The sequence below is a fragment of the Bacillus sp. RO2 genome, assembly GCF_012911845.1.
Classification (GTDB): Bacteria; Bacillota; Bacilli; order Bacillales; family Bacillaceae_I; genus Sutcliffiella_A.
Genome location: NZ_JAAXCU010000057.1, coordinates 336,871 through 360,550, shown reverse-complemented (window position 1 = coordinate 360,550; position 23,680 = coordinate 336,871). Strand labels below are relative to the sequence as shown.

Annotated in this window: 22 protein-coding genes; 8 read left to right on the top strand and 14 right to left on the bottom strand. The window is 39.4% G+C overall.

Translation table 11 applies throughout. The annotated features are described in order from the left end of the window. Positions 1–109: 109 nt before the first annotated feature. The 3 genes from ku (at position 110) to HF078_RS20635 (ending at position 3,258) form a co-directional block, all read left to right on the top strand. The gene (gene ku / locus HF078_RS20645) at positions 110–1,000 is read left to right on the top strand and encodes a non-homologous end joining protein Ku (RefSeq protein WP_169292826.1); all 891 of its coding nucleotides are present in this window, start codon (positions 110–112) and stop codon (positions 998–1,000) included. Between the two features lie 58 nt (positions 1,001–1,058). Continuing rightward, a complete protein-coding gene (locus tag HF078_RS20640; RefSeq protein WP_169292825.1) occupies positions 1,059–2,897 on the top strand; it encodes a DNA ligase D in 1,839 nt (612 codons plus the stop codon). A gap of 76 nt (positions 2,898–2,973) precedes the next feature. Further along, entirely contained in the window at positions 2,974–3,258 is a 285-nt protein-coding gene (locus HF078_RS20635) for a hypothetical protein (RefSeq protein WP_169292824.1), read from the top strand. A gap of 6 nt (positions 3,259–3,264) precedes the next feature. Here HF078_RS20635 and HF078_RS20630 read toward each other — a convergent pair whose 3' ends face one another. The 3 genes from HF078_RS20630 to HF078_RS20620 all read right to left on the bottom strand — a co-directional run bounded on the left by HF078_RS20630 (position 3,265) and on the right by HF078_RS20620 (position 6,331). Further along, positions 3,265–4,248 (bottom strand): YeiH family protein, encoded by a 984-nt coding sequence (locus HF078_RS20630; RefSeq protein WP_169292823.1) that lies wholly within the window; start codon positions 4,246–4,248, stop codon positions 3,265–3,267. Positions 4,249–4,509: 261 nt separating this feature from the next. Next, a complete protein-coding gene (locus HF078_RS20625) occupies positions 4,510–5,400 on the bottom strand; it encodes an ABC transporter permease (RefSeq protein ID WP_169292822.1) in 891 nt (296 codons plus the stop codon). A 13-nt stretch (positions 5,401–5,413) separates the two neighbouring features. Continuing rightward, a complete protein-coding gene (locus HF078_RS20620) occupies positions 5,414–6,331 on the bottom strand; it encodes an ABC transporter permease subunit (RefSeq protein ID WP_169292821.1) in 918 nt (305 codons plus the stop codon). Positions 6,332–6,564: 233 nt separating this feature from the next. Between HF078_RS20620 and HF078_RS20615 the strand changes: the two genes are divergently transcribed. Then, positions 6,565–7,704, top strand: coding sequence for a mechanosensitive ion channel family protein (locus HF078_RS20615; protein ID WP_346775383.1), 1,140 nt, complete (start codon positions 6,565–6,567; stop codon positions 7,702–7,704). A gap of 456 nt (positions 7,705–8,160) precedes the next feature. Here HF078_RS20615 and HF078_RS20610 read toward each other — a convergent pair whose 3' ends face one another. Further along, the gene (locus HF078_RS20610) at positions 8,161–8,346 is read right to left on the bottom strand and encodes a stress protein (protein WP_169292820.1); all 186 of its coding nucleotides are present in this window, start codon (positions 8,344–8,346) and stop codon (positions 8,161–8,163) included. A 127-nt stretch (positions 8,347–8,473) separates the two neighbouring features. Continuing rightward, the gene (locus HF078_RS20605; protein ID WP_169292819.1) at positions 8,474–10,762 is read right to left on the bottom strand and encodes an ATP-dependent DNA helicase; all 2,289 of its coding nucleotides are present in this window, start codon (positions 10,760–10,762) and stop codon (positions 8,474–8,476) included. Between the two features lie 131 nt (positions 10,763–10,893). On the opposite strand from HF078_RS20605, the gene HF078_RS20600 reads away from it, so the two are divergent. From HF078_RS20600 to HF078_RS20590, 3 genes are read left to right on the top strand one after another with little or no spacing between them, the layout of a single operon-like run. Beyond that, positions 10,894–12,333, top strand: a complete 1,440-nt coding sequence (locus HF078_RS20600; protein WP_169292818.1) for a spore germination protein — start codon at positions 10,894–10,896, stop codon at positions 12,331–12,333. A gap of 14 nt (positions 12,334–12,347) precedes the next feature. Further along, positions 12,348–13,460: a GerAB/ArcD/ProY family transporter gene (locus tag HF078_RS20595; RefSeq protein WP_169292817.1), complete on the top strand. Its 1,113-nt coding sequence runs from the start codon at positions 12,348–12,350 to the stop codon at positions 13,458–13,460. Beyond that, entirely contained in the window at positions 13,441–14,577 is a 1,137-nt protein-coding gene (locus HF078_RS20590; protein ID WP_169292816.1) for a Ger(x)C family spore germination protein, read from the top strand. The genes HF078_RS20595 and HF078_RS20590 overlap by 20 nt, the downstream gene beginning before the upstream one ends. Positions 14,578–14,597: 20 nt before the next feature. Here the strand turns inward: HF078_RS20590 and HF078_RS20585 are convergent, their stop codons facing one another. From HF078_RS20585 to HF078_RS20565, 5 genes are all read right to left on the bottom strand, one after another. Next, positions 14,598–15,320: an alpha/beta fold hydrolase gene (locus tag HF078_RS20585; RefSeq protein WP_169292815.1), complete on the bottom strand. Its 723-nt coding sequence runs from the start codon at positions 15,318–15,320 to the stop codon at positions 14,598–14,600. Positions 15,321–15,384: 64 nt separating this feature from the next. Beyond that, positions 15,385–16,017: an arylformamidase gene (gene kynB / locus HF078_RS20580; RefSeq protein WP_346775382.1), complete on the bottom strand. Its 633-nt coding sequence runs from the start codon at positions 16,015–16,017 to the stop codon at positions 15,385–15,387. A 9-nt stretch (positions 16,018–16,026) separates the two neighbouring features. Then, entirely contained in the window at positions 16,027–17,298 is a 1,272-nt protein-coding gene (kynU, locus tag HF078_RS20575) for a kynureninase (protein ID WP_169292814.1), read from the bottom strand. 283 nt (positions 17,299–17,581) lie between these two features. Continuing rightward, the gene (locus HF078_RS20570; RefSeq protein ID WP_148986912.1) at positions 17,582–17,809 is read right to left on the bottom strand and encodes a hypothetical protein; all 228 of its coding nucleotides are present in this window, start codon (positions 17,807–17,809) and stop codon (positions 17,582–17,584) included. A gap of 170 nt (positions 17,810–17,979) precedes the next feature. After that, positions 17,980–18,546, bottom strand: a complete 567-nt coding sequence (locus HF078_RS20565; RefSeq protein ID WP_169292813.1) for a hypothetical protein — start codon at positions 18,544–18,546, stop codon at positions 17,980–17,982. A gap of 95 nt (positions 18,547–18,641) precedes the next feature. On the opposite strand from HF078_RS20565, the gene HF078_RS20560 reads away from it, so the two are divergent. Beyond that, positions 18,642–19,244 carry a hypothetical protein gene (locus HF078_RS20560; RefSeq protein WP_169292812.1) on the top strand — a complete coding sequence of 201 codons (603 nt, stop codon included), beginning with the start codon at positions 18,642–18,644 and terminating at the stop codon, positions 19,242–19,244. Positions 19,245–19,270: 26 nt separating this feature from the next. Here HF078_RS20560 and HF078_RS20555 read toward each other — a convergent pair whose 3' ends face one another. The 4 genes from HF078_RS20555 to HF078_RS20540 all read right to left on the bottom strand — a co-directional run bounded on the left by HF078_RS20555 (position 19,271) and on the right by HF078_RS20540 (position 23,680). Then, positions 19,271–20,011: a phosphatase PAP2 family protein gene (locus HF078_RS20555; RefSeq protein ID WP_169292811.1), complete on the bottom strand. Its 741-nt coding sequence runs from the start codon at positions 20,009–20,011 to the stop codon at positions 19,271–19,273. Positions 20,012–20,170: 159 nt separating this feature from the next. Continuing rightward, complete coding sequence (locus HF078_RS20550) at positions 20,171–21,127, bottom strand: 3D domain-containing protein (protein ID WP_169292810.1); 957 nt, start codon at positions 21,125–21,127, stop codon at positions 20,171–20,173. Positions 21,128–21,365: 238 nt separating this feature from the next. Then, on the bottom strand, positions 21,366–22,358 hold the full coding sequence (locus HF078_RS20545) for a class I SAM-dependent methyltransferase (RefSeq protein WP_169292809.1): 993 nt from the start codon (positions 22,356–22,358) through the stop codon (positions 21,366–21,368). A gap of 2 nt (positions 22,359–22,360) precedes the next feature. Further along, complete coding sequence (locus tag HF078_RS20540) at positions 22,361–23,680, bottom strand: FAD-dependent oxidoreductase (RefSeq protein ID WP_240951804.1); 1,320 nt, start codon at positions 23,678–23,680, stop codon at positions 22,361–22,363.

The following is a 23,680-nucleotide window of genomic DNA, read 5'->3' as shown; positions in this document are numbered from 1 at the left end:
CACCCTTTCCAATAATTATCATACTCATCTTTTACAATAAGGATAAACTACAATCGAGCACCTGAATAGTGCTTTTGTCAAAATATTAAGATAATTTAGGTGATATAGCATGCACACAATGTGGAAAGGTTCCATCAGCTTCGGATTGGTCAACATACCGATAAAAATGTACTCTGCCACAGAAGACAAAGACATAAAGCTAAGAACATTGCATAAGGAATGCCACAGCCCCATTAAATATGAGAAAGTCTGTCCAAATTGCGAAAAAGAAGTGGAACAAGACGACTTAGTAAAAGGCTATGAGTATGTGAAAGGGAAATATGTCATTTTATCCGATGAAGAGCTGAAACAATTAAAAGAAGAACATGAAGACAAAAGTGTAAAAATCATTGATTTTGTTAAGCTTGAAGACATTGACCCTATTTACTTCAACCGCTCATACTTCTTAGGACCAGGGGAGAACGGCAGTAAGGCCTACTCCTTATTAAGAGAAGCCTTGGAGGATTCCAAGAAAATCGGAGTTGCCGAAATTACCATTCGATCCAAGCAACAACTTGCGATTGTCCGTGTCTATAAGGATTGTCTTGTAATGGAAACGGTCCATTATCCCGATGAGGTTCGGAATGTGGCAGATGTACCTAGTGTACCTGAAAGAAAAGATGTAGATAAAAAAGAGCTCGATACTGCCATTACGTTGATTGATCAGTTAACTACTGAATTTGACCCAGAAAAGTACCATGATGACTACAGAGAAGCAGTGCTAAGACTGGTACAAGAAAAAATAAATAAAGAAGAAGGAACGACGACACCTACTGATTCAGATAAATCCAATGTTGTGGACCTAATGAGTGCATTACAAGCAAGCATCGAAAGAACGAAAGATCAGGGCGAGAAACCCGTAAAGAAAAAGACGGAGACAAAGGCTGAAACTCCAGAAAAGAAAACATCCAGTTCCAAACCCAAAAAGCGGACAACCAGAAAAAAGAAAGCATCTAGCTGATAAGTTAGATGCTTTCTTCTGAACCATGCACTTTCTTGATAGGAAAGGAGTTATTATAATGATTAAACCGATGCTTCCGACACTTCATCAAAACCCACCGCAAGGGAAGGACTGGGTATATGAGGTCAAGTATGATGGATATCGATGTATCGCTTCCTTAGACACCAATAACGTTATCCTCCAAAGTAGAGGCGGAACGGACCTTTCCCCTTCCTTCCCAGACATCGTCCATTTTCTAAAAGACTTAACTCTTATTAATGCCTGGAAAAAAATGCTTCCCATCATTATAGACTGTGAACTTGTAGTGTTAACTTCCCCGCGAAAGGCGAATTTTGAGATTATACAAAAACGAGGAAGAACGAAAACAAAGGAAAGTATCAGCAAGTTATCCCACGAACATCCAGCCACACTTTTAGCCTTTGACTTACTAGAACTAGAAGGAGATACTCAAATCCCCAAAAAATTTTCAGAACGAAAGAAAACACTTCTACATCTTTTTGAACAGACTGGGTTACCCCTTTCACCAGTTGTGAATAACGTGTCAAAACTTCAGTATGTTCCTTTTTCAAACAACTCTGAGGAGTTATGGGAGCAAATTAAACTCGAGCATGGTGAAGGACTAATTGCCAAAAAAATTAACAGTACATACACCTTAGGAAAAAGAACAACAAATTGGATTAAAGTAAAAAATTTTAAAACGGTAACATGTTTCATCACTGCTTATCAAAAGGAAAATGGTTACTTTCATGTAGGTGTATTTAAAGGAGATGAAGTGGAAGGTATTGGTCTTTTTTCTCATGGACTAACATCTGAGGAGAGATCTGCACTAATTGAAGTCATCAAGCAAAACAGTTACAAAGAGGATGATAAGTTTGTTTATGTTAAGCCAGGTATTTGCGTAGAGATATTTTATCTCGAAGTTTATCAGAATCAATTAAGACACCCTGAATTTAGTCGTTTCCGCTTTGATGTAGAGGTGAAGGAGTGTTCCACCGAAACATTATTTAAACCAACACTTCCTGATTCTGTTACCATAACGAACCCAGATAAGCCACTTTGGGAAGAGCCGTTGGTGACTAAACAGGCCTTTATCGACTTCCTTTCTCATTGCTCTCCTTACATGCTTCCATTTCTAAAGGACAGAGCTATGACTGTCATTCGCTTTCCGCATGGTATGTCTGGAGAAAGTTTTTATCAGAAGAATTGCCCTGAATATGCCCCTTCATTTGTAGAGACTCATGTTGATCAAGATATTAACTTTATTTTATGCAACAATATGGAAACCTTGATTTGGCTTGGCAATCAACTTGCACTTGAATTTCACGTGCCATTTCAAACCGTTCTTACAAGTCAGCCGAGTGAAATTGTCTTTGACTTGGACCCTCCCTCTAAAGAGCATTTTTCCATCGCAGTAACAGGAGCTTTGATGATGAAGGAAGTTTTCAATCAACTCGGGTTGCACTCATTCATAAAAACATCAGGTAGAAAAGGGCTCCAAGTATACATCCCTTTACCGGATGGACAATTCACCTATCAAGATACCAGACAATTCACTGAGTTCATTGCAAATTACTTAGTTTCCAAAGAACCTACTCTCTTTACAGTGGAACGTCTAAAAAAACATAGAGGAAATAGAGTATATGTGGATTATGTGCAGCACGCTGAGGGCAAAACAATCATTGCCCCTTATTCACTTAGAGGGAATGACTTGCCAACAGTTGCTACACCCTTGTATTGGAGGGAAGTCAAAGAAAGCTTGAGACCAGAAGAATTCACGATATTCACTGTACAAGAAAGGTTAAAAAAACTTGGTGACCCTTTTCAAGATTTCGCTGCAAGTAAAACGACACAAGCATTCCAAGACGTACTATCCTCTCTAAGAGAATTGCGTCAATAGTATGAATGATAGCAGTGAATGCACTATGTATAGCAGGAAGTAATATTGGAAAGGATGGACACTAAAAAAGGAAAAGGTGATTGTCGTGCAAGCCTTTGCCGTGGTCCATCCCATTATTGAATTAGATGACAGTATCATTATTGAATTTTTAGACGAAACTGAGCCTAAAGATAGCCGCAAGTACCGACTATTTTTAGGAAAACGTACGATGCAAGTGTCTAAACTGATTGTTTTTCGTCCAACACTGGAGTCCTGGCAGGACATTACATCCATGATTTCTCCATTTTACTTGGCTTCATTAAGAACTAAACTGTTAGAACAGACCTCAGATTATATGGATAAAAAGGACGCTATTTCTTAATGGAGGTTACAAAAGATAAAGAATGAACAGTAAACTCGTGACACCAACAAAAACAGAAGCTATAAAACCAGCTACAAAAGGTTTCAGTCCTAGACTGCGAATGTTCTTCCACCTTACCTGAAGACCGACCCCAGCCATGACCATTACAATCAAGAATTTCGCAATAGATCCCATGTATCCACTGATTGCTTCCGTGATGATACCGGTTGAATACATTCCGCTCATGAATAAAAAACCGAAGATAAAAACCGGAAAGGCCCCTTTCAAACTTTGTGTACTGTCATTTCTGCGAACCATAATAAATGAAATGGCGAGTACCAGAGGAAGGATAAACAGGGTACGAACAAGTTTAACGGTTGTAGCAACTTCCCCTACCTCATCACCAAGTAAATATCCTACCGCAACTACAGATGAAGTATCATGAATGGATGTACCTGCCCAAATCCCCATTTGAATAATAGATAACTGAAGCCATTGGCCAAGTACAGGATAAAGAAACGTTGCCAAAATGTTAAAGAAGAAGATGGTGGAAATGGCATAAGCAACGATGGCTTCCTTTGCCTGTACTACCCCTTTGACGACGGAAATGGCTGTTGCACCACATATGCTGGTCCCGACTCCAATCAACAAGGCTAACATTTTGTCTATTTTCATCAGTTTACCTACTAATAATGTAACTCCTATCCCTCCGGAAACAACTAGTATGATCACTAGAATAGATTGAGCGCCGTTATCAAGGATACTTCCAAAGCTTAAAGTCGCACCTAAAAGGACAATCGCTACCTTAAGCCATTTTTTCACAACTGTCGATATTCCTTTATTGTATTTTTCATTGAGTTGAAAACTGTTACGGATTATGATTCCAATTAATAGAGCGAATAGTACTCCACCGATTGACGGGAAAAATCCACCGAGTAGTTTGGCGATTAGAGAAATGACTAGGATGAGTAATATTCCTGGAATCGTTTTGTTTATGCTTGTTTTATTCATATCCTGACCCCTAACAATTGTAAATGCACACTTCTCCTATTTTAAAGAATATAAAAAAGCCTGTCGAGAACTTTCGACAAGCAAAACATTATATAAAAATTAGTGTTTGAAAAACACCCGCAGTTGATTTCCGCAAATGGCTTCGCTTTCCTAGGGGCTGACGAGAGCCTCCTCGGCTAAGCCTGCGGGGTCTCCACCAAGCGCTATCTCCCTCAGGAGTCTTCGCCTTTTGCTCCAATCAACTGCTAGAAGATAAATTTATCAAACTTCTAACCGGTGGAAGTGTTTGCGCAGGCCTTCTCCCAATACATTAAAGGTTAGAACTGTAAAAGCAAGTGCTAGCGCTGGGAAAAACGGGATCCAAAACGCACGTAACAAATCCCCTCTCGCTTGACCAAGCATCGTCGCCCAATTCAAACTTGTATTCTCAATAATACCTGAACCATAGCTTAACTGAACAAACTGCTGAGTAATAAAAATACTAAAAATACCAAGCTGTCCAATCAACAATGCAATCCTGCCCATATCAAGGAAAAACTGAACCACCAAATCCGGCAAGGCATTTGGCAAATAATACGTTGTAAAAAGAGTGAGCGGAGATACGCCGACAGTGATACCCGCTTCCACATAGGGTGTCTTTTTTATCATATGGAAGTGACTTTGCAAGACTGTACCTACCCTTCCCACTTCAATCGCTGCCAATATTACGATTGCCCAGAAGAGGCGGTGTTCATGGAAAAAGATGATAGGTAAGCTCAAAAGAATGATAGCTGAAAAAATAACCGGCAAGGCAGAAAACACTTGATTCCATCCTTGAAGGACCCAATGAAATGGGCCCTTTTTATTTACTGACAGGACTGCAAATATTATGGCTATTCCATAGCGTAATGCGGCAACGGTCAAGATTAACCCAAGAGTTTCTCTTGCCCCGACCACTATGATGCTTAATAGATCCCTGCCCTCTTTATCAGACCCTAATAGAAAATCTGCTGAAGGCTTAAAAGGTGCCGTTTCCACTCCAGAGTCCGTGAAAATAATGCGTTTTGTTTCTAATACATTGTCTATAAAAGGCAGGTAGGGTCCTATTAGGGTGATTAGTACTAAGAAAAGAAAAAAGCTACTGCCTAAGATTAACGTCCAATTACGTTTCATCGTATCCACTCACCTACCTTGGTTCAAGTTTCTTCATTAATAGGATGGAAAGGACTTGCGCGATAAATACAATTACCATAAAACTTATACCGAACCCGATAATAAGCCCCGACTCATTCACATAACGCATACTCCCTGATAAAGAGCTTTTAACATCGAGTGCCTGAAACATTCTATAGGCTGCTCCCCTGTAATCTAGAAACCATTCCACTATAAGAAGATTGGATAATAAATAGAGCATGACAGCTGAAAGATTGGACATGATTGGATAAAGGCTGTTTTTTAGCATATGCTTCCATAACACTTTTTCTTTTGACAACCCTTTGGACCGGGCAACCTGAATATACGGTTTCCCTTTTTCGTTCCCAAGTGTTGCGGAGGTGATTCTTGCAACATAGAGCATTGGATATAATGCCACCAATAGTCCTGCTATCAAGAAACTAAACCAATGGGTATGGCCAAACAATTTAATAAATGGGAAATGAAAAATAATCACCCATTGCAGGCAGAGAATTAAAAAGAAATCAGGTATTGATTGAATGAGCCACGTCAACCCTTTTCCAAACACATTCCATCCATTATTACGGTCATAAAAGTCGAAAATTCCTTTAAGTATTCCAAAGATTATCGTGATAGCACATGCTGCCACTATTACTTTTAGACTTCTTCCTAAATGAGGCCAGAGTTCCTCTTCAGCCGGTTTATTATACCTGGTCATACCTAGTGTTTTATTTTCTTTTACATCATTAATAAAGATAGAAATATTGTGTTGGTATGCTGCCCACGAAAATTCATACCCATATTCCAGCGTTTGAGCCCTACCATGAACAGCTATGTCAGGTTGCCTTGGAAACAAGACTGCCAATATAAGTAACACAGCAATAAACAAAAAGAACAGAAAGGACTTTAATATTTTCCATAGAACCCCCATGACTTCCCCCTATAATCCCACGAATTCCGAAACATTTTCAATATAGTAAAATACTACCACTAATAGCTATGTAATTCTATGAAAATATTAACTATTCTGAACATGTGACCTCTATGCTATCCGTTGAAATCTTTAAAACTTCGTAGTAATATAGTGATTTATGATAGATTCGATAAATGTTCACTTGCCAAAAAACTATATTAAATGCACCCACCCTAAGGAGGTTTGTGCCTGTGAATAAAACAATTGATTGGTTCAACAGTTTCTGGACTGCGGATTATTGGACGGATATGAATTTTTGGATTGATATAGGGGTTTCCCTACTCATCCTCCTGTTGTTCCTTTTATGGAGAAAGTTGTTTACAAAGTACTTCTTTAAAGGTCTTTTGGCCATTTCCCAAAAGACACCTACTGATTTATTTACTTATATCGTGCTTGCCTTTAACAAACCAGTTAGAATGTTCTTTGTGATACTTGGGATATTTTTCGCTTTAAAAACAGCACCATTCTCTTTAATGGAGGCACAAACATTATCTAAACTGATGCGATCTTCCATTATTGCACTGTTTGCTTGGGGTATATTCAACTTCATCCCTTATTCTTCTAATCTATTTACCAACCTTTCAACCAGATTAGATTTTGAAGTAGACAAAATTGTCATGCCGTTTGTAACTAAAGTTTTGCGATTTATCCTATTAGCTCTATCGTTCAGTATTGTATTGGAAGTGTGGGAATATGATGTCGGCGCAATCGTAGCAGGATTAGGACTGGGTGGACTAGCCTTTGCATTGGCCGCACAGGAATCCCTGAAAAACTTATTAGGTGGCTTTATCATTGTAACGGAAAAGCCTTTTACGATGGGAGATTGGATTAAGACTCCAAGTGTAGAAGGTGTAGTAGAGGATATCTCTTTCCGCAGTACACAAGTAAGGACTTTTGCTCAAGCTGTGGTTACAGTTCCAAATGCAACATTATCAAATGAACCTATTACAAACTGGTCGAAAATGGGCAAACGACAAATAACCTTTAAGCTTGGCGTACAGTATGATACAACCCGTACCAGTTTAGAAAGAGTCGTGCGAAGAATTGAGAATATGCTTCGCAACCATGAAGCGATTGATCAAGAAACGATTCTTGTCCGCTTTGATAGTTTTGGAGCTAGCAGCTTAGATATCTTCCTCTATTTCTTTACGAAATCTGTCATGTGGGGCGAATATCTAGAAGTGAAAGAGGATATCAACTTTAGAATCATGGAGATTCTTGAGGAAGAAGACGTAGTCGTTGCCTTCCCAACCAGAACACTCCATATCGAAAGCCCACAAGAAGAAAAAGAAAAACCAAAACAATACAGCTTAAGAGGCGAAAAGGCATAACCATGTAACATAATTGAACGAAGTGGAAGGCGCGTAGACTTGAAAATGCTAGCGCATTTTCTTCGTGCGATGAACCGCTGTCGTAGCCTTCCTTGTCCTGCGGGAGGAAGGGACAAGGGAGACAACGAAGGCAAGCTATAGCCACTGTAAAGTTTTTCATGATTTCTAGCTGGTGATTGGAGCAAAAGGCGAAGACTCCTGAGGGAGATAGAGGTAGCTTGAGACCCCGCAGCGAGGCGAGGAGGCTCAAGCACCGCCCCTAGGAAAGCGAAGCCGTTTGCGGAAATCAACAGCGATGTCTGAACAACATCTAAAATCAATGACTTTTTTCAATGGACGAAGGCTTGCCGGGGAGGCTCCCGGACCGCCCGCGGAAGGCGAAGCGCCTACAACGGACTAAAACAAGTTAATGTGGTACTATAAATGTACAAGAAGGCATAACCCTAGCAATTAGGGTTATGCCTTCTTTATTGGACTGACTTTCTTACTAGGTACATCATAAAAGAAATAATTGTACTCCGTCTTCAACTCAGACGTTGTCATCCCATCCAACACCAGCGAGTCATACACCCCGATTAAAAGAAGTTTATTTATATAATACTCACGTTGCTGCTCTAAAGCCTGTTTGAGTTTCCTGCTCATTATCATTCACTTCCCTTTCATAGGCTACATGTAAAAAGGTAAGGTTTCGGTCTACGATCCTAATTACTTAGAATATACCCAAAAAATATTGATACAGGATAAAGCTATTGTAAATTATTCTTAAATTTTATTTCCTAATGAAATTTTGCCACTCCGGTGGAAGAAGACTCCTATATTTTGAATAGAAGTAACGATCATCTATAAGCAGTATGAACCCAGTGTCTTCTTCACTTCGAATTAACCTTCCCCCTGCTTGCTGCACCTTATTCATACCAGGGTAAACATAGGCAAAATCAAAACCGTTCTGCCTTTGTTTTTGAAAATGCTCCTTCATGACATTCCTTTCAAGAGAGATTCTCGGTAAGCCCACCCCAACAATTCCAACACCCTTCAAGCGGTCTCCTTTTAGATCAATTCCTTCAGAAAAAATCCCTCCCAGCACCGCAAACGCTATAAAGGTACCTTCCCTTGCAGGGTTGAAGCACTCTAAAAACATTTCTCTTTCCTTTTCTGTCATGACAGGTTGCTGTACAAGTGTTTCAATGGAGTCTTCCAACGCGAACTTCTCATATGCTTCAAAAACCAAAGATAAATATTCATAAGAAGGAAAGAAGATGAGAAAATTCCCTTTTTCCGTATGAAACACCTCCCTGATCGTCTCCGCAATAGGTAAAATGGATTTTTCTCTATCTTGGTATTTGGTTGAAATGTTTTTGGCATAAACCTTCATTTGTTCGGGGTGAAATGGTGTATGAAGCGATAGATGATAATCCCTCTCTTCCCCACCCAAAACGGTTTGAAAGTAACCAAGCGGATGAAGGGTTGCAGAGAAGAACACCGTTGCAACTGCCTTACTTGTCGACTCTTTGATAGCAGCCGAAGAGTCCATACAAGCAAGCTTAACCGACACTTCACTCTTAAAAATCGTCACAATGGTTTTATATCGCTCGTTATAGACTTTTGCTATTCTTAGGAAATCCTGACCTTCAAAGTAGGCTTCCAATATTTCTTGGTGTGCCATCCCTGAAGGATTTCGAATCAACCATTGTTCACAAGCTTCCACTGCTCCCATAAGCTCTTCAATTATTAGTGACGGCTTATCGTCAAATACAAACTCGTTTGTGATGAGAAGTTCCTTTTTCCACTTCAACAAAGAGTCATTGACTGCTTTGATTTTCATGTACAACTCTTCATCTGTTCCCTTTACTTGTCTTGCAGCCTGCAAAAAAACGGATTTTGACAAAGAAGCGGAAAGCATCTCACGTGATCTATCCACAAGATTATGTGCTTCATCAATTAACAGGATTGTCTCCTTATGGAAATCTCCCCAACGTTGCAACCGCACCTTAGGATCAAAAAAGTAATTATAATCACAAATCACCACATCAGCAAACATCGCAAGGTCAAGAGAAAACTCAAATGGACAGAGCTGATGCTTTTTTGCATATACCTCAATTGTTCTCCTATCCATCAAACGCTCATTCTCTAAGATATCTTTAATACCCTCCTTCAGACGGTCATAATAACCATCTGCAAAAGGACAAAATTCCTTTTGACAAATGGTTTCTTCTTGAAAGCAAATTTTTTCTTTCGCGGTGATTGTAACTGTTTTCATGTTCAATCCATCTTCTATAAGTAACCTAAACGCCTCTTCTGCCACCATTTTTGTGACTGTTTTGGCAGTAAGATACATTATTTTTTCTTGCTTCCCCTCCTGCAGGGAGAGTACCGCCGGAAAAATGGTGGCAATAGTTTTCCCGATCCCAGTGGCCGCTTTGGCAAACAACCTTTTTTCTTCCCGTATGGTTTTATAAACTGCTTTTGCCAGATCTCTTTGTCCCGTTCGATAGGAATCATACGGAAACTTAAGTGTTGAAATACTCTCCGTTCTAGCTTGTTTAAACTCCCATAATTGTTTTTGAAAACTAAGGTATTCTTTGGTTAGTTCCTCGACAAACACTTGTAGTTCCTTCATCTCAAACTGTTTTTCAAAAGTCTTTTCGTCCTTGTTTTCCCTTTTTGCATATACCATGTGGACTGTTATGTCGTCTAGTTCATTTTTTAAGCAATATATAAACGCATACATTTTCAGCTGTGCCCAGTATGCTTTATAATCTTCTTCAGTTACAGTGTTCAAATCCCTTGCAGTTGTTTTAATTTCCTCTATGATGACTTGGTTTTCATTGCGATAGATTCCATCACATCTTCCTTCTACATGCAGTTCATAGTCTTCTATTTGCATTTCGATGGAAAGATAAACCTCCTTTTCATAATTATCTCCTCTCTCAGCTTGCAGTCTTTGGTGGGTCCGAGTGCCCTCTTGCATAATATTGGAGCCTGCAAATCTTGTGTCAATGCTTCCACCCATCATAACGAATTCAACAAGTTTTCTAACTGATACGGACAATTTCTTCATCAAATAACCCCTGAGTTCTCATTTTCTTTAAGTATAACAAAAGAACTTCTTCTGCTATGCATAATTACAACCTTGTCATAGGAAAATAAAGTAAGTCGAAAGATCTAGCTTTGAAGGTGGTGAAGAATACCATGACGAATAATGATCCGCTCATATTGACGACAAAACTCGAAGAAAACCTTCTTCACTTAAGAGAAAGGTTTGTCCATTCAGAGGATTTCATCATGGAATATCTCCACCTACAAGATGAGGAGGCCTATTTAGTCTATATTGAAACAATTATAGACAAGAAGCTTGTTCAAGAAAGAATTTTAGAGCCCCTTAAGGAAACTAGAATCAGTTATAACGACTTAAAGCAACCTCTTTCATTAGTTAAAGAAACAAATAGTATGAAAGAGATTACACAGTCCTTACTCAAAGGAAGTTGTATCGTTCTTAGCAAAAATTCCGACCTTGCTTATATTTTTGAAGCGCCCTTTTCCAACAATCGAAATATAAAAGAACCCGAGACAGAAGGAATTATACGAGGTGCACATGACGGATTTGTTGAGTCCCTGTCTACAAATATTTCACTGATTAGAAAACGCATACATAATCCCCACCTTAAAGTTAAGTACTTTTCCATTGGCAATGATTCTCATACAAAGGTTGGCTTAATCTACCTTGAACATATAGCAAATAAAAAAACCGTGTCCATTATCGAGCAAAAATTATCTGAAATAAATATTGATTTTGTGTTAGCACCGGGCTTTATAGAGGAATATGTCAGCGACAACTCCTCCATTTTCCCAACTATGTTCAGCACGGAAAGACCAGATCGCATAGTTGCTAATTTAATGGATGGAAGAGTTGCCATCTTGGCCGAAAGCAGCCCTGGTGCGTTAATTGCTCCAACCACCTTCTTCACTTTTTATCAATCGCCTGATGATTACAACAGCAGGTGGTATTTTGGTTCTTTTATTCGTTTTTTAAGGATTATGGGTTTCCTGATTTCTATTGCTCTTCCTGCATTATATATAGCCATCGTGTCGTTTCATTTTGAAGTTCTACCTACTGAAATTGTGTTCTCTATTAAATCCTCCTTAGAGAACGTACCTTATCCCCCTTTGATTGAGGCATTGGGCATGCAGATTACTCTGGAGATTTTGAGGGAAGCTTCTATTAGGCTGCCGAGTAGAATCGCGCAAACGATCGGGGTTGTAGGGGGATTGGTTATTGGGACTGCTGTGGTAGAGGCGAACCTTGTATCTAATACCATGATTATTGTGGTTGCCATTACAGCAATTTCTTCATTTATCGTACCGATTACAGAGATGGGCTCCGCCATAAGATTGTTGGGCTTTCCGTTTATGCTCATGGCAGCTATGTTTGGCTTGATCGGAATGAGCTTCTTTTTTATGTTTCTACTTATCCACTTATGTAAACTTGAGTCCTTCGGGACGCCTTATTTCGCACCATTTTCCACATTGAGATGGTCAGAGATGAAAGACACTTTAATTAGAGTGCCATTCCCGCTCTTTAAAAAGAGACCTAGTGAAACGATGCCACAAAAGAAAAATAAGAAAGTTTAATAAGGAGTTATTCTATGCAAAAGGGCAGTAAAGTAAACATCAGTCAAGGGCAGTTGTTTTTCCTTATTATACAGGCCCAAATAGGCGTTGGTATCCTTTCCTTACCATTCGCTGTACACAGTACCGCCAAAGGGGATGGATGGATATCCACACTTTTGGCGGGTTTTGTGATTCAACTATGGATGATGATTTCTTTAATAATATCCAGATGTTTTCCTGAGAAAAATTTCTTTCAGATTTTACGTCATCTCTTTGGCAGGATATTCGGAAGTTTTCTCATCGTTTCCTATATCTTTTATTTTACAGCCGTTGCTGGCCTTGTAGCTGTTTTACAAACCGGACTAATCAACAAATGGATACTTCCCCTGACGCCATTTTGGGTACTTTATATACTGATTATTATCATTGCTGTATATTTAGCGACGGACAATATTTTAATCATCGCAAGATTTTTCGGAATAACTACAGGCGTCATCGTGTTTTTCATTCTCCTTATTGCAACCGTTTATCGAGATGCAAATAAAGCATACATTTTACCAGTCGGTCAGAGTGGAATAAAAAATATTATTCTGGCAATCAAGGATGTCTTAGTTGCTTTGACAGGCTTTGAGCTCATCCTTTTAATTTACCCTATGATAAAAAACAAACAAAAAACAGCCAAAACGCTCACCTTTGCCAATATAACAACTGTGCTCATTTATGGTTTCCTTGTATTTACAAGCTTAATTATTTTCAGCCCTGAAGAAATAACACTCGTCCCAGAGCCTGTCTTGTATATGTTAAAGGCTATATCCTTTGAAGTTATTGAAAGGCTTGACCTTATATTCTTGTCTATTTGGGTGATTCCCATGACGAACTCTTTCATCATTTACTTGTATCAAGCAAGCAAAGGATTAAAGGAATTATTTCATACACAATCCCATACACCTTTTGTACCTATAATTGTCTTACCAATATTCATATCAGGGTTCTTTCTTCAAAATAAATTTATTATTGAGGATATAAATAAGTTTTTTCAATACATTATTTTTGTTTTTGCTTTTATGTTACCACTTTTCATCTTACTGATTGCTTTAGTTAAAAAGAAAATGCATAGGGGGAAAAGTAATGAGTGGGCGAAATTTTAGAACTATAGTTTGCTTACTATTGGTATTGCTTCTCCTGGCAGGCTGTTGGGATCAACGCCTGTTAAAAGATTTAAAACTTGTGTTTACGGTTGCATTCGATTTAGGTGAAGATGGTTCAATCATTTCCCATATTGCTATTCGAGAATCGGAGAAATTAAGTGTCGGAGGACAACCGGGCCAAGCAACTGTAGCAGTGGTAGAAGGTAGGGGAATTACACTAAGGGATACCCGGTTAGCCTTTGATAGAAGGATTCCAGGAGAATTCTCACCTAGTAAGATGAGGGCGTATTTAATGGGTGAAAATCTTGCAAAGAAGGATATCTATTCCATCCTTGATATCTTATATCGTGACCCCAAAGCACCATTAGGGGCAAAGCTTGCCATTGTGCAAGGAAAGGGTCAAGACATCATACAGATGAAAACAATTAAAGAAACCCTGTTAACAGAAGCTATTTCAGACCTTTTGGATACAGCAGAAAACAATACTATCATCAAAAACGAAACCGTCCAAACTGTTTGTCCAACCATGTTTGATCCAAGTGCGGACTTCACTCTGCCTGTTATTAAAAAGATTGGATCAGATGATATTGAAGTAATAGGCATGGGATTAATCAGCGATAAGAGCTTTACCGGAATTACACTTAACGACAAACTATCAACTATCTTACTTATGCTGGCTAATGAAAAAGGGAAAATGGCACAAGTGAATATGCTGGTACATCCAGAAGAGGAAAATCCACAGAATCAGCATATGACATTAAGTATTTCCAAAGCGAAAAGTCATATCAAAACAACCGTCCACTCTCCAACGGATATTAAAGTGAAGATAGATTTAAAACTAACTGGTTCAATTGCTGAGTACCCGAAAAATCATTTGGTGGATAAACAAAAGGTAAAGGAGCTTGAAGAAAAAGCGACCCAACATTTTATGGCCAAGTCAGAAGAAGTGATAAAAATCATTCAAGATGCCAATAGCGATGTATTAAAAATCGGACAACATATCAGGGTTCATCACAATAAAACATGGAAAGATATTAAGTGGAGGGAAGTGTATCCGACCATTGAAATCGTTCCGAACGTGACTGTGGAAATAACAGGAACGGGAATTATTAATTAGAGGATAAAAAAGGAGGAGCGTTAAAAGCTCCTCACGATGCCTTGTACGATTCGTTTCCATTGTTCCTCTTTTGAGATACTTGCTTCATTATCCCCTTTTTGGAGACCATAATCTCCAAACTGAGAATGATTTCCGCCTTGAATAATAAATGTATACATCTGTGATGGCAAACGGGAATCAGCTTTAGTTAATTTTTCCTCATCAATAACACCATCAAGTTGGGCTTCAAAAGTAATGACATCTCCCTTAAATGTTGTTAAATCATCATCTTCTGAAGGGTATGCTGCCATTAAGATTAAGCCTGTGATTTTATCAGGATTGTTTTTCACATATTTGGCTGCCATAGCTCCACCGAGAGAATGTCCAGCTATCAACCATTCCCGGTCATCATACTTCTCAATGATCTTGTCCGCTTTTTCTGGATTTAGCACTGCCAGATGCAGAGGCATCTTCGCAATAATAAAAGGAACCCCTTGCTCTGCCAACATCTTGCCGAGTGGAGCATAGGCCGCAGCTTCTACTCTACCGCCAGGATAAAAGATGATGCCGGCTTCATCACTCTCTTCAGTTGGAAAGAAGGATATCCATCCACTGTTTTCTTTTACCGTTACTTCATCGGTTGATTCCCTACTCTCTTGATTAACCAATTTATAAGGTGTTGCAATCAGAAATAGACATGCTGCAGCCGCTACACCCACAACAATACCTAAGGTAACTAAACTGATTTTTTGCCATTTTTTCATCTTTGTACCTCACCATAATAGATTACTGTCTATTTTATGAAAACAAAGAAGGGAAAGCAAATTTCTACCACTTATTTTCTATAAGTACCGCTCTAACTGGGCTTCCATCCGCACCCTTTATTTTCAAAGGCAGGGCAATCAACTCGTACTCACCTTCTTTTATTTCACGTAAATCAATTCCTTCAAGTATACAAATGTTGGCTTGATGCAAGCTATGATGGATAGGTAGATCTTTACTATCTAACACATCTACACTAGGAAGGTCTACTCCAATTAAAGGTACTTCCATTTCCTTCAACATTCCTATCACTTCTAAAGATAGCGTTGGTATTTGTTCCGGAAACTCTCCTTCGTTCTCCCATGCATCCGTTCTAAAGAGAATTCGTTTTGCATGGTGCTGGTTAATAGCTTCTTCTACATGCTTTCGTTCAATTATATGATGCCCTCTCACATCCACAACGACGGCTGGACCTTTGAAAATAGAAATGTCCAATTCATCCATTCGCTTTCCCTTGTCATCAAAATGAAATGGTGCATCTACATGTGTTGCGGTATGAACACTCATTTTTATACTGCCCACATTAACTGACCCTGTATGCTGCTTGGACCAGTTTACATGATAGTGAAACGGAGTATCTCCTGGCCAAGTGGGAGTGTTCTCACTAAGTGGCCTCGATATATCATACATTTTCATCATCCTGCCTCCTTAAGCAACTACTTCACGTTCGTTGGAGTATTTTTCATAAAGTTTATCATCCATAATAGTTCGCAGAATCTGCACCGTTTCATAAACGTCTTTATAAGTGGAGTATAGTGCAACTGGAGCCAATCGGATGATATTGGGCTTACGGAAATCTGGCACCACTCCTAGCTCCTTCAATGCTTTACATATGCGTGCAGCTTCTGGATGTTCTAGACTCACATGTCCTCCACGACAAACATCATCCATTGGATTGGTCACTTTGAATCCATATTCCGAAAGCTCTTGATCAATTAGGTCCATCATCACTCTAGTTTGATGGAGTGATTTGTCCCTGATATTCTTTATCCCAATTTCTTCAAACATCTGTAAAGAACCAAGCAACGGAGCCATGCTGAAAATATGAGGTGTCCCAATCTGATAGGCACCACTTGTAGCAGCAGGTGTAAACGAATGCTCCATATCAAATTGTTTTTGCTTATCCGAACCAAACCAGCCTGTTAATCCAGGTGTTTTATCAAAGTGTTTTTCATGGACAAACAATGCCCCGACTCCTCCTGGACCGGAGTTTAAATACTTATAATTGCACCAATAGGCAAAATCAACATTCCACTGGTGAAATTCATGCGGAATGGCACCAACGGAATGGCATCCATCCCAACCGACAATAACACCCTTTTCATGAGCTGCTTTTGTAATTTTCTTTATGTCAAACAGCTGACCACTTCGATATAAAACTGTTGGCAAAATAAGAATGGCCACTTCTTCATTAAGCTGTCGGATGATATCCTCTTCACTAATGGTATGTCCATCCCTGCTCTTCACTCTAATTAGATCCTCTTCTGGATTTAACCCTTTTAGCTTTAGGATACTTTGGATCGCATATATATCGGAAGGAAAGTTCAACTCATCTGCCACAATTTTCGTCCTTTTCCCTTTTGGATGATAGAAAGTCGCTAGCAATTGATGTAGATTACTTGTGGTAGAACCTGTAACCATCACTTCTCCCTTTTTCGCACCTACAAGCGGCGCACTTAATTCACCAAGCTTTTCAGCAAAATAGAACCAGGGCTCCTCCCCGCTCGTCCAACCATCTATCCCGTGGTGTTTCCATGAATCCAAGAGGCTCAGGAGTGCTGATTCTGCCCTTTTCGATAGAAGCCCAAGCGAATTCCCATCCATATAAATAGAACCTTCTTTTATGTAAAATTCTTCACGATACTTTTTTAAACAATCCTCTTCATCCCATCTATGAATCATTTCCATCGTAATACTCATCTGTCATCCCCCTTTGCATTTCAACTACATTATCTCATTATTCTGTTAAGTGGAACAATGAAAAATAATTATGTATCAAGAAAATGATGTTCTTAGTGATTCATAGCTGTTGATTGGAGCAAAAGACGAAGACTCCTGAGGGAGATAGCGCTAGGTGGAGACCCCGCAGGCGTAGCCGAGGAGGCTCCAGCAGCGCCCCTAGGAAAGCGAAGCCTTTTGCGGAGATCAACAGCGGAGTCTAACAGAAATTAGCATAAAAAAAAGACTCTACTAATAGAGTCATCTAAAGAACATTTTGAGTTAATTGATAGAATAAATCCTGCATTTTCTTTTCCGCAAGATCATTCACGATATTTCTAGTTTGCAAGGAAGGATTACCATTGATTCGGAAACTGTAGTCAAGAATTTCTGGATGCATTTCGGAATACATAAATTCAATTTTCACTTTATGTCCTTCTGATTCCATCATCAGTGTGCATACTTTATTACCCATAAATTCTGTAATTTTCACGACGGATTCCTCCTTCTCTCCTTTCATAACACTAACTATTTCTACAGATAAGGACAAATTCCCTTTAAGTTTCAGCAAATTGTTTGAATTTTTTGCAAAAAAGAAGAAGCGGTTGTCGTTTCCGCTTCAAGTTAACTTTTACTCGTTGATTTACCTATCAGGCGCTTCGCTTAAAAATTCTTTTTCAAGTAGTTGTTGACTCTTCTAATTTCTCGATTGTTGCCTAGTGCATGGGTTACTCCCCATATGTTTGTTTCGCCTTCTTCTTTTGTTACTTCATTTAGGGTTACGTCCAAATCATGAAAGATTCGGTGCAAGTACTTCAGTGCCATTCTGTCATCGTTTCGTTCCACAAGCATAATAAGTCCGTTTGCATTTTCCATGTCATTCCACACTTTGGACGGGGCAAACCCTTCCGTTTTCATCCAACTGACTGCAGCTTTAAGTTCTTTCCAATCGTCAGATGTTTTCAAGTTGCGAAGATCGACTGTGTCGGCCCCTCCCCATCCTGTTACATTATTCAAATATTTATGTTGTTCTGCTAAGACTTCTAAAGTGCTAACTTCCCTGTTTTCCTGATATAAAACTGCATCTTCAAACTCTTGATGCTCTATTTCTTGCACACTTGCAAGTGTAGTAGAAGAAAATAAGGAACCCCCATCCACATAATCATAATAATGATAACCAATGCCCCCGATAATGGCCACCAGCATAAAAGTAGAGATAAATTTTAACAAAGTGCTCACTCCCGATCTGTCTTGCTCTCTTACCCTTTGCTTTGCCCTCTTCATCGTTTATTGGTAGGATAAAAGAAAAAAGCCATAGGTGAGAAATGATGAAAAAAAATCTAATTATCTTTATTATCGTCTGTTCTCTTACATTGTTAACAGCATGTCAGGAACAAAAGGAGACAAATGAAGCTGGCCCTTTGGACGGGTTGTTTGCTGGAAGTGAGCTTTCCTATGAAGAATATAAATTCATTATGGAATATATCGTAGATCGCGCAAAAGACATGGAAATTGAAAACAAAAATCTGGAAAAATGGGTCATCCGCGCAATTGGCGATGAGAGGCTTATGAATAAAAGAGACCTCACCAAAGAGGAAGCATTGGAGAAAGCAAAGTATAACTTGAGGTATTATGAAACATTTATGACTGTAGCCGAAAATAAATATAATATTACCGTCACAGAGGAAGAACTTGACACATGGATAACGGAAGGGCCGGACCAGAGTGATGTTCCCCAGCATAAAGCGTATGCTGAAGCACTAGGATTGACCCTTGTGGAATTAAACCATAATTATGATAGAGACTTATACGAGCAAACAATGGTGATGGAAAAACTCCAGTCTGTGTTATTTGAAGAATATGATACATCCGATATAGATGAAGTTAGAGATAGGTTCACTGAAGAAGTAGAGGAACAAATGAAATAGAACGGCCCTTTTGGGACCGTTCTATTTTATTTTCTGTGATAGATTAGATTCAAAAGATAGGCCCGCTTATCTTTGTCCCGATAAACCTTCATCATCTCCATCGAGAAAATGCAACATATTAACCAAATCATTCCGACGGCATAGCCTGCCAATATATCACTTGGGTAATGAACCTGTAGGTAGACCCTACTTAGGCCTATGCTGAATATAAGGACGGACAACAACCCAATCACAAACATTCTCGTTTTAAAGAAGCGTTTCTCTCTACCAATTAGATAGATAATGAAACCATATAAAATAAAACTCCCCAACGCATGCCCGCTCGGGAAACTATATCCGTTCCCGTCGTATTCGGGTGCTAATGTAGGTCGTTCGCGTTGAAAAAAATACTTTAAGACAAAGATAAATAGTCCACCACCCGCAATTGCAAGTATGAAAAAAACAACACCGTGAACATCACGTTTTTTCAACCAAAGGAATAAGACAGTGAGAACACTGGCAGCCGTTATCCACCAAATGGAACCTGTTTCTGTGATGGTTCTTAAAATGTTTGTCAATCTCCCGCTTTCTATAGATTGAAAATAATTCATGATGACCTGATCAAACGCAAACTTTTCCTGCTCCCATACATCCTCTGCCAATTCAAAGAACAAAGCCGTAGCGGTAATCATGAGAACTATTCCCGTAAAAATAAGCAGAGCAGGCGCCCATATCTTCCTTAGATCAATCTGTTCTTTCCAATAGCGAGCTTCCTCTTTTACATTCATTCAATCGCCTCGTTTGTGTCATAAGTTTGCCTATTAACTTATTCCACTTCAGGGACTACGTAAAACGTTAAAAGTGTTCAAAACCGAAATCAACCTCTTTAAAGTAAACCATAGGAAAAAGAGGCCACCCGATGACATCGAGCAGCCCCTATCAATCTATTACTTATAAACTTTTACTTGAACCTCTTGAACACCATAGTTAATAGCATCTTGCTTGTCCGGAATGAAGATATCAATTTTGTTTCCTTTGATTGCTCCACCAGTATCTCCAGCAATTGCCTCACCATAGCCTTCGACCCATACTTTTGATCCCAAAGGAATAACATCAGGGTCAACAGAAATAACTTTCATATCAGGGTTTTCTAATAAATTGATCCCTGTTGCAGTGATACCAGAGCATCCTTCACAACTTGCTGTATAAGCAGTAGCTGTCATCGTTAATTCTTGTGCTACCTCTTGGTCAGCTGCCGTTTCTTCCTCTGCAGGCTCTTCAGCTGGTGCTTCTTCTGCTGGCTCTTCTGTTACAGGTTCTTCAGCCGGTGCTTCTTCTGCTGGTTCCTCTGTTACAGGCTCCTCAGCCGGTGCTTCTTCTACTGGCTCTTCTGTTACAGGTTCCTCAGCCGGTACTTCTTCTGCTGGTTCCTCTGTTACAGGCTCCTCAGCTGGTGCTTCTTCTGCTGGCTCCTCTGTTACAGGCTCCTCAGCCGGTGCTTCTTTCTTTACAGGAGCTTCTACAGGAACTGGATTTCCATCAACATAGATTACCAGCTCGTCCCCTGCATAAATTAAATCAGGATTTGAAATGGAATTCCATTCTGCTAACTTTTGATAAGTAACACCTTCATAGTTTTGAGAAATCCCCCATAACGTGTCACCTTTTTCAATTTTGTAGCGTTCAGATAACGCCACTTTCAATTGATCTTGTGGGTGGATTACGTCACTTGATAGACCGTTCCATTCTTTGATTTCTTCTACTGATATATTGTTCGCCTTAGCAATGTCCCAAAGCGTGTCGCCTTTCTTTACCGTAACTTCTGCAGCAGAGGCATTTGCACCTAAACTAAACGTACCTGCAAGGGCCGCTGCCGTTACTAAAGAAACCATGCTCTTTTTCATACTAAATACCTCCTATGTATTTGACTCAGTGTTCTTATCATAACATGGTTCTAGTAGTTTAAAAGAACAGCAGAATAACATTTAGGTTACGTAGATAACGGGTATATTAAGGGATTATTACGACTTTTCCTTATATTAGAAGGATAAGGAAAACTATTCTAATAGAGGATTATTACCCCACAAAATAGAGCTCAGTTTGGAAATTCTCCAAAGTTGAGCCCTTCAATCACGATTCAATTTAATTTAATTTGGTAAAGGTAATTTGATACCAGCCGCCTTCTTTGATGACCGGCTGCATTTTTTCCACTTTCAACTCAGCTACATCTGCCAGATTTTTGAGATCATCTTCGGAAGGAAGAGGGTACAAATTATCAAATGCGGTAAAAAAACTGTTGAACACACTGGAGAACTGACCACCATGTTTAGAGTTGTGTATAGGTGAAACCACTGATAATGTTCCTTTATGAGGCAACCATTCACTTATTTTTTTAAATAGCTCCGTCCGGTCTTCTGGAGAGATATAATGTAGAATGTTATTTAACATAACAAAATCTACCTTTTCCTCCGGGGACCACTTATGAACATCTTCACAAACAATTTCAATTTGACTTTGTTTTTGACAGTTTTTACTCGCTTCTTCTGCCACGTCCTCATTGAGCTCGATACCAAGCATTTTCGCTTTCGGAAACTTTTGAGAAAGCTTTAGTAAATAGCCGCCGCTTCCACACCCGACATCTATCACAGTATTTGGTTTCGTTTTTTTCATCACCTTCATCACTCTTGGAATAGCCAGCTGTTCTAAAAGTGAAGAGGTTTGCGCGACAACCATTCCATGTTCTTTTTGATTAAAAAGCTCTTTCTTTTCCGTCTTCATCATTTTTGGGTACTTTATCAGAGTAGGTATATGAAGTTCCATCATCTCTTTTAAAAGCACCCCGGTGGAACGAGGGTTATGTTTACTCGAAGGGACCATGAACTTTTTCACGGTTTGGTAGCGTTCCTTCGATTTCTTTTTCAAGTATCCGATGACACCGCCTACTTCTACCCATCTTTTCAATAGGTCTTCCTTTAAATCGTGTTCTTTTGCTACTTCCATGATTGTTCTAGGTTTTTTGAAAGCTTCAAATAAATCTAGCTCATACCCAACATAGGCATGCCAACTATATAGGAAGGGCAAGTTTCTCTTCATATACCCTCGTGCTTTAAAAAGTCTCACATATTCACTTATCATACCTATGCTTCCTCCTTATTTCTCCATGGGTAATCTTCTTCTTCTGTAAAAAAATGACGGCGGTCAATGATCTGCTCATCCCGTTCTCTCCTCTTCGGGACAACACCAGACTGAATGACCCTATCCATTAGGGACTCTTTCCAAATGCCCAAGCCAGAGATATTTAGCATATGTTTAATATGAAGAACAGGGTCGTTTGTCAGCTGATCCATCACTTTGCTTCTCCACGTCACAAAAGATTTGAGAGGACGGGAATAAGCCAAAGCGGATAGATGACTCAATTTTAATACATGCCGAACTCTTGGTTTTCTTACTTCTTCATAAAAAGATAGATATTCTGTGGAATGTCTTTCTTTGTCATACATCCAACACAGCAATTCTCCAAGTACATCTCCGTCCTGAATCGCCAAGTTCATTCCTTCGCCTGCCATTGGATGAACGCTATGAGCCGCATCCCCAAGCAATGCTATGTTGCCTTTCACATAGTTAGAAACGTGATAATGCACCGGAATCATGAGCTGAATTTTTTTCCAAGAATCTATTTTCTGAACAAATCCATCCAGTTCTGGGCAGAGTTCTAAATATTTTTGGTAAAACGATTCAAGTCCTTCTTCAATCATCTGTTTATAAGAGCCTTTTGGAATTAGATATACGCTGCGCACAAGGTTGTCGGGCAAAGGGAAAAGCCCCAGGAAGGTATCATCTGTAGAAATGATCTTTCCTTCTATCATGTTTTCAGGCCTCGGAAACGTAACAGTCAGAAAATGATGATCATATTTCTTTTCTTTCTTCGGCACATCCATCGTTTCACGAACCTTAGACTTACGCCCCTCTGCACTAACATAATAATCTGCTTCTAGTAGTACCTCTTCCTTATCCATTCTCACCTTTGCCTTGTTCCCATCAAAACCGACGAACCGTCCAGGTTGAATATATTTGAAGGAAGGATATTTTTTTGCTTCCTCAAGTAGAATAGTTTTTAATGTTTCATGGGGGATCATCAATGCATAGTTATAAGGGTCTGGAAGTATGTTATAACTCATAGATTGAATCGGTTTTTTGTTTGATTTATTCAGCTTCTTCTTCTCTATCAACTCTATGCGGTTAATTTTATGTCCACATTGCAATACCTTAGGAAGAATGCCATTTTTCTCGAAAATTTGTAGCGTTTTCGGCTGCACTAACTCTCCCTTGTACATGTGTGGGCTCCCTTTAACCTGTTCCACAACCGTCACACCAACACCACACTTCGCAAGCTTCAGCGCAACCGTCAAGCCGCCAACACCGCCCCCAATCACCAACACATTCGCCTTCAACACCAT

What these genes read in the sequence shown, in the direction of transcription:
- HF078_RS20555 (WP_169292811.1), bottom strand. Translation starts at nt 20,011, where the DNA reads ATGAATGTAAAAGAGGAAGCTCGCTATTGGAAAGAACAGATTGATCTA.
- HF078_RS20585 (WP_169292815.1), bottom strand. Translation starts at nt 15,320, where the DNA reads ATGAAAAAATGGCAAAAAATCAGTTTAGTTACCTTAGGTATTGTTGTG.
- HF078_RS20605 (WP_169292819.1), bottom strand. Translation starts at nt 10,762, where the DNA reads ATGAAGAAATTGTCCGTATCAGTTAGAAAACTTGTTGAATTCGTTATG.
- HF078_RS20640 (WP_169292825.1), top strand. Translation starts at nt 1,059, where the DNA reads ATGATTAAACCGATGCTTCCGACACTTCATCAAAACCCACCGCAAGGG.
- kynU (WP_169292814.1), bottom strand. Translation starts at nt 17,298, where the DNA reads ATGAGTATTACGATGGAAATGATTCATAGATGGGATGAAGAGGATTGT.
- HF078_RS20545 (WP_169292809.1), bottom strand. Translation starts at nt 22,358, where the DNA reads ATGATAAGTGAATATGTGAGACTTTTTAAAGCACGAGGGTATATGAAG.
- HF078_RS20630 (WP_169292823.1), bottom strand. Translation starts at nt 4,248, where the DNA reads ATGAATAAAACAAGCATAAACAAAACGATTCCAGGAATATTACTCATC.
- HF078_RS20595 (WP_169292817.1), top strand. Translation starts at nt 12,348, where the DNA reads ATGCAAAAGGGCAGTAAAGTAAACATCAGTCAAGGGCAGTTGTTTTTC.
- HF078_RS20590 (WP_169292816.1), top strand. Translation starts at nt 13,441, where the DNA reads ATGAGTGGGCGAAATTTTAGAACTATAGTTTGCTTACTATTGGTATTG.
- HF078_RS20600 (WP_169292818.1), top strand. Translation starts at nt 10,894, where the DNA reads ATGACGAATAATGATCCGCTCATATTGACGACAAAACTCGAAGAAAAC.
- HF078_RS20560 (WP_169292812.1), top strand. Translation starts at nt 18,642, where the DNA reads ATGATGAAAAAAAATCTAATTATCTTTATTATCGTCTGTTCTCTTACA.
- ku (WP_169292826.1), top strand. Translation starts at nt 110, where the DNA reads ATGCACACAATGTGGAAAGGTTCCATCAGCTTCGGATTGGTCAACATA.
- HF078_RS20620 (WP_169292821.1), bottom strand. Translation starts at nt 6,331, where the DNA reads ATGGGGGTTCTATGGAAAATATTAAAGTCCTTTCTGTTCTTTTTGTTT.
- HF078_RS20625 (WP_169292822.1), bottom strand. Translation starts at nt 5,400, where the DNA reads ATGAAACGTAATTGGACGTTAATCTTAGGCAGTAGCTTTTTTCTTTTC.
- HF078_RS20550 (WP_169292810.1), bottom strand. Translation starts at nt 21,127, where the DNA reads ATGAAAAAGAGCATGGTTTCTTTAGTAACGGCAGCGGCCCTTGCAGGT.
- HF078_RS20540 (WP_240951804.1), bottom strand. Translation starts at nt 23,680, where the DNA reads ATGGTGTTGAAGGCGAATGTGTTGGTGATTGGGGGCGGTGTTGGCGGC.
- kynB (WP_346775382.1), bottom strand. Translation starts at nt 16,017, where the DNA reads ATGATGAAAATGTATGATATATCGAGGCCACTTAGTGAGAACACTCCC.
- HF078_RS20610 (WP_169292820.1), bottom strand. Translation starts at nt 8,346, where the DNA reads ATGAGCAGGAAACTCAAACAGGCTTTAGAGCAGCAACGTGAGTATTAT.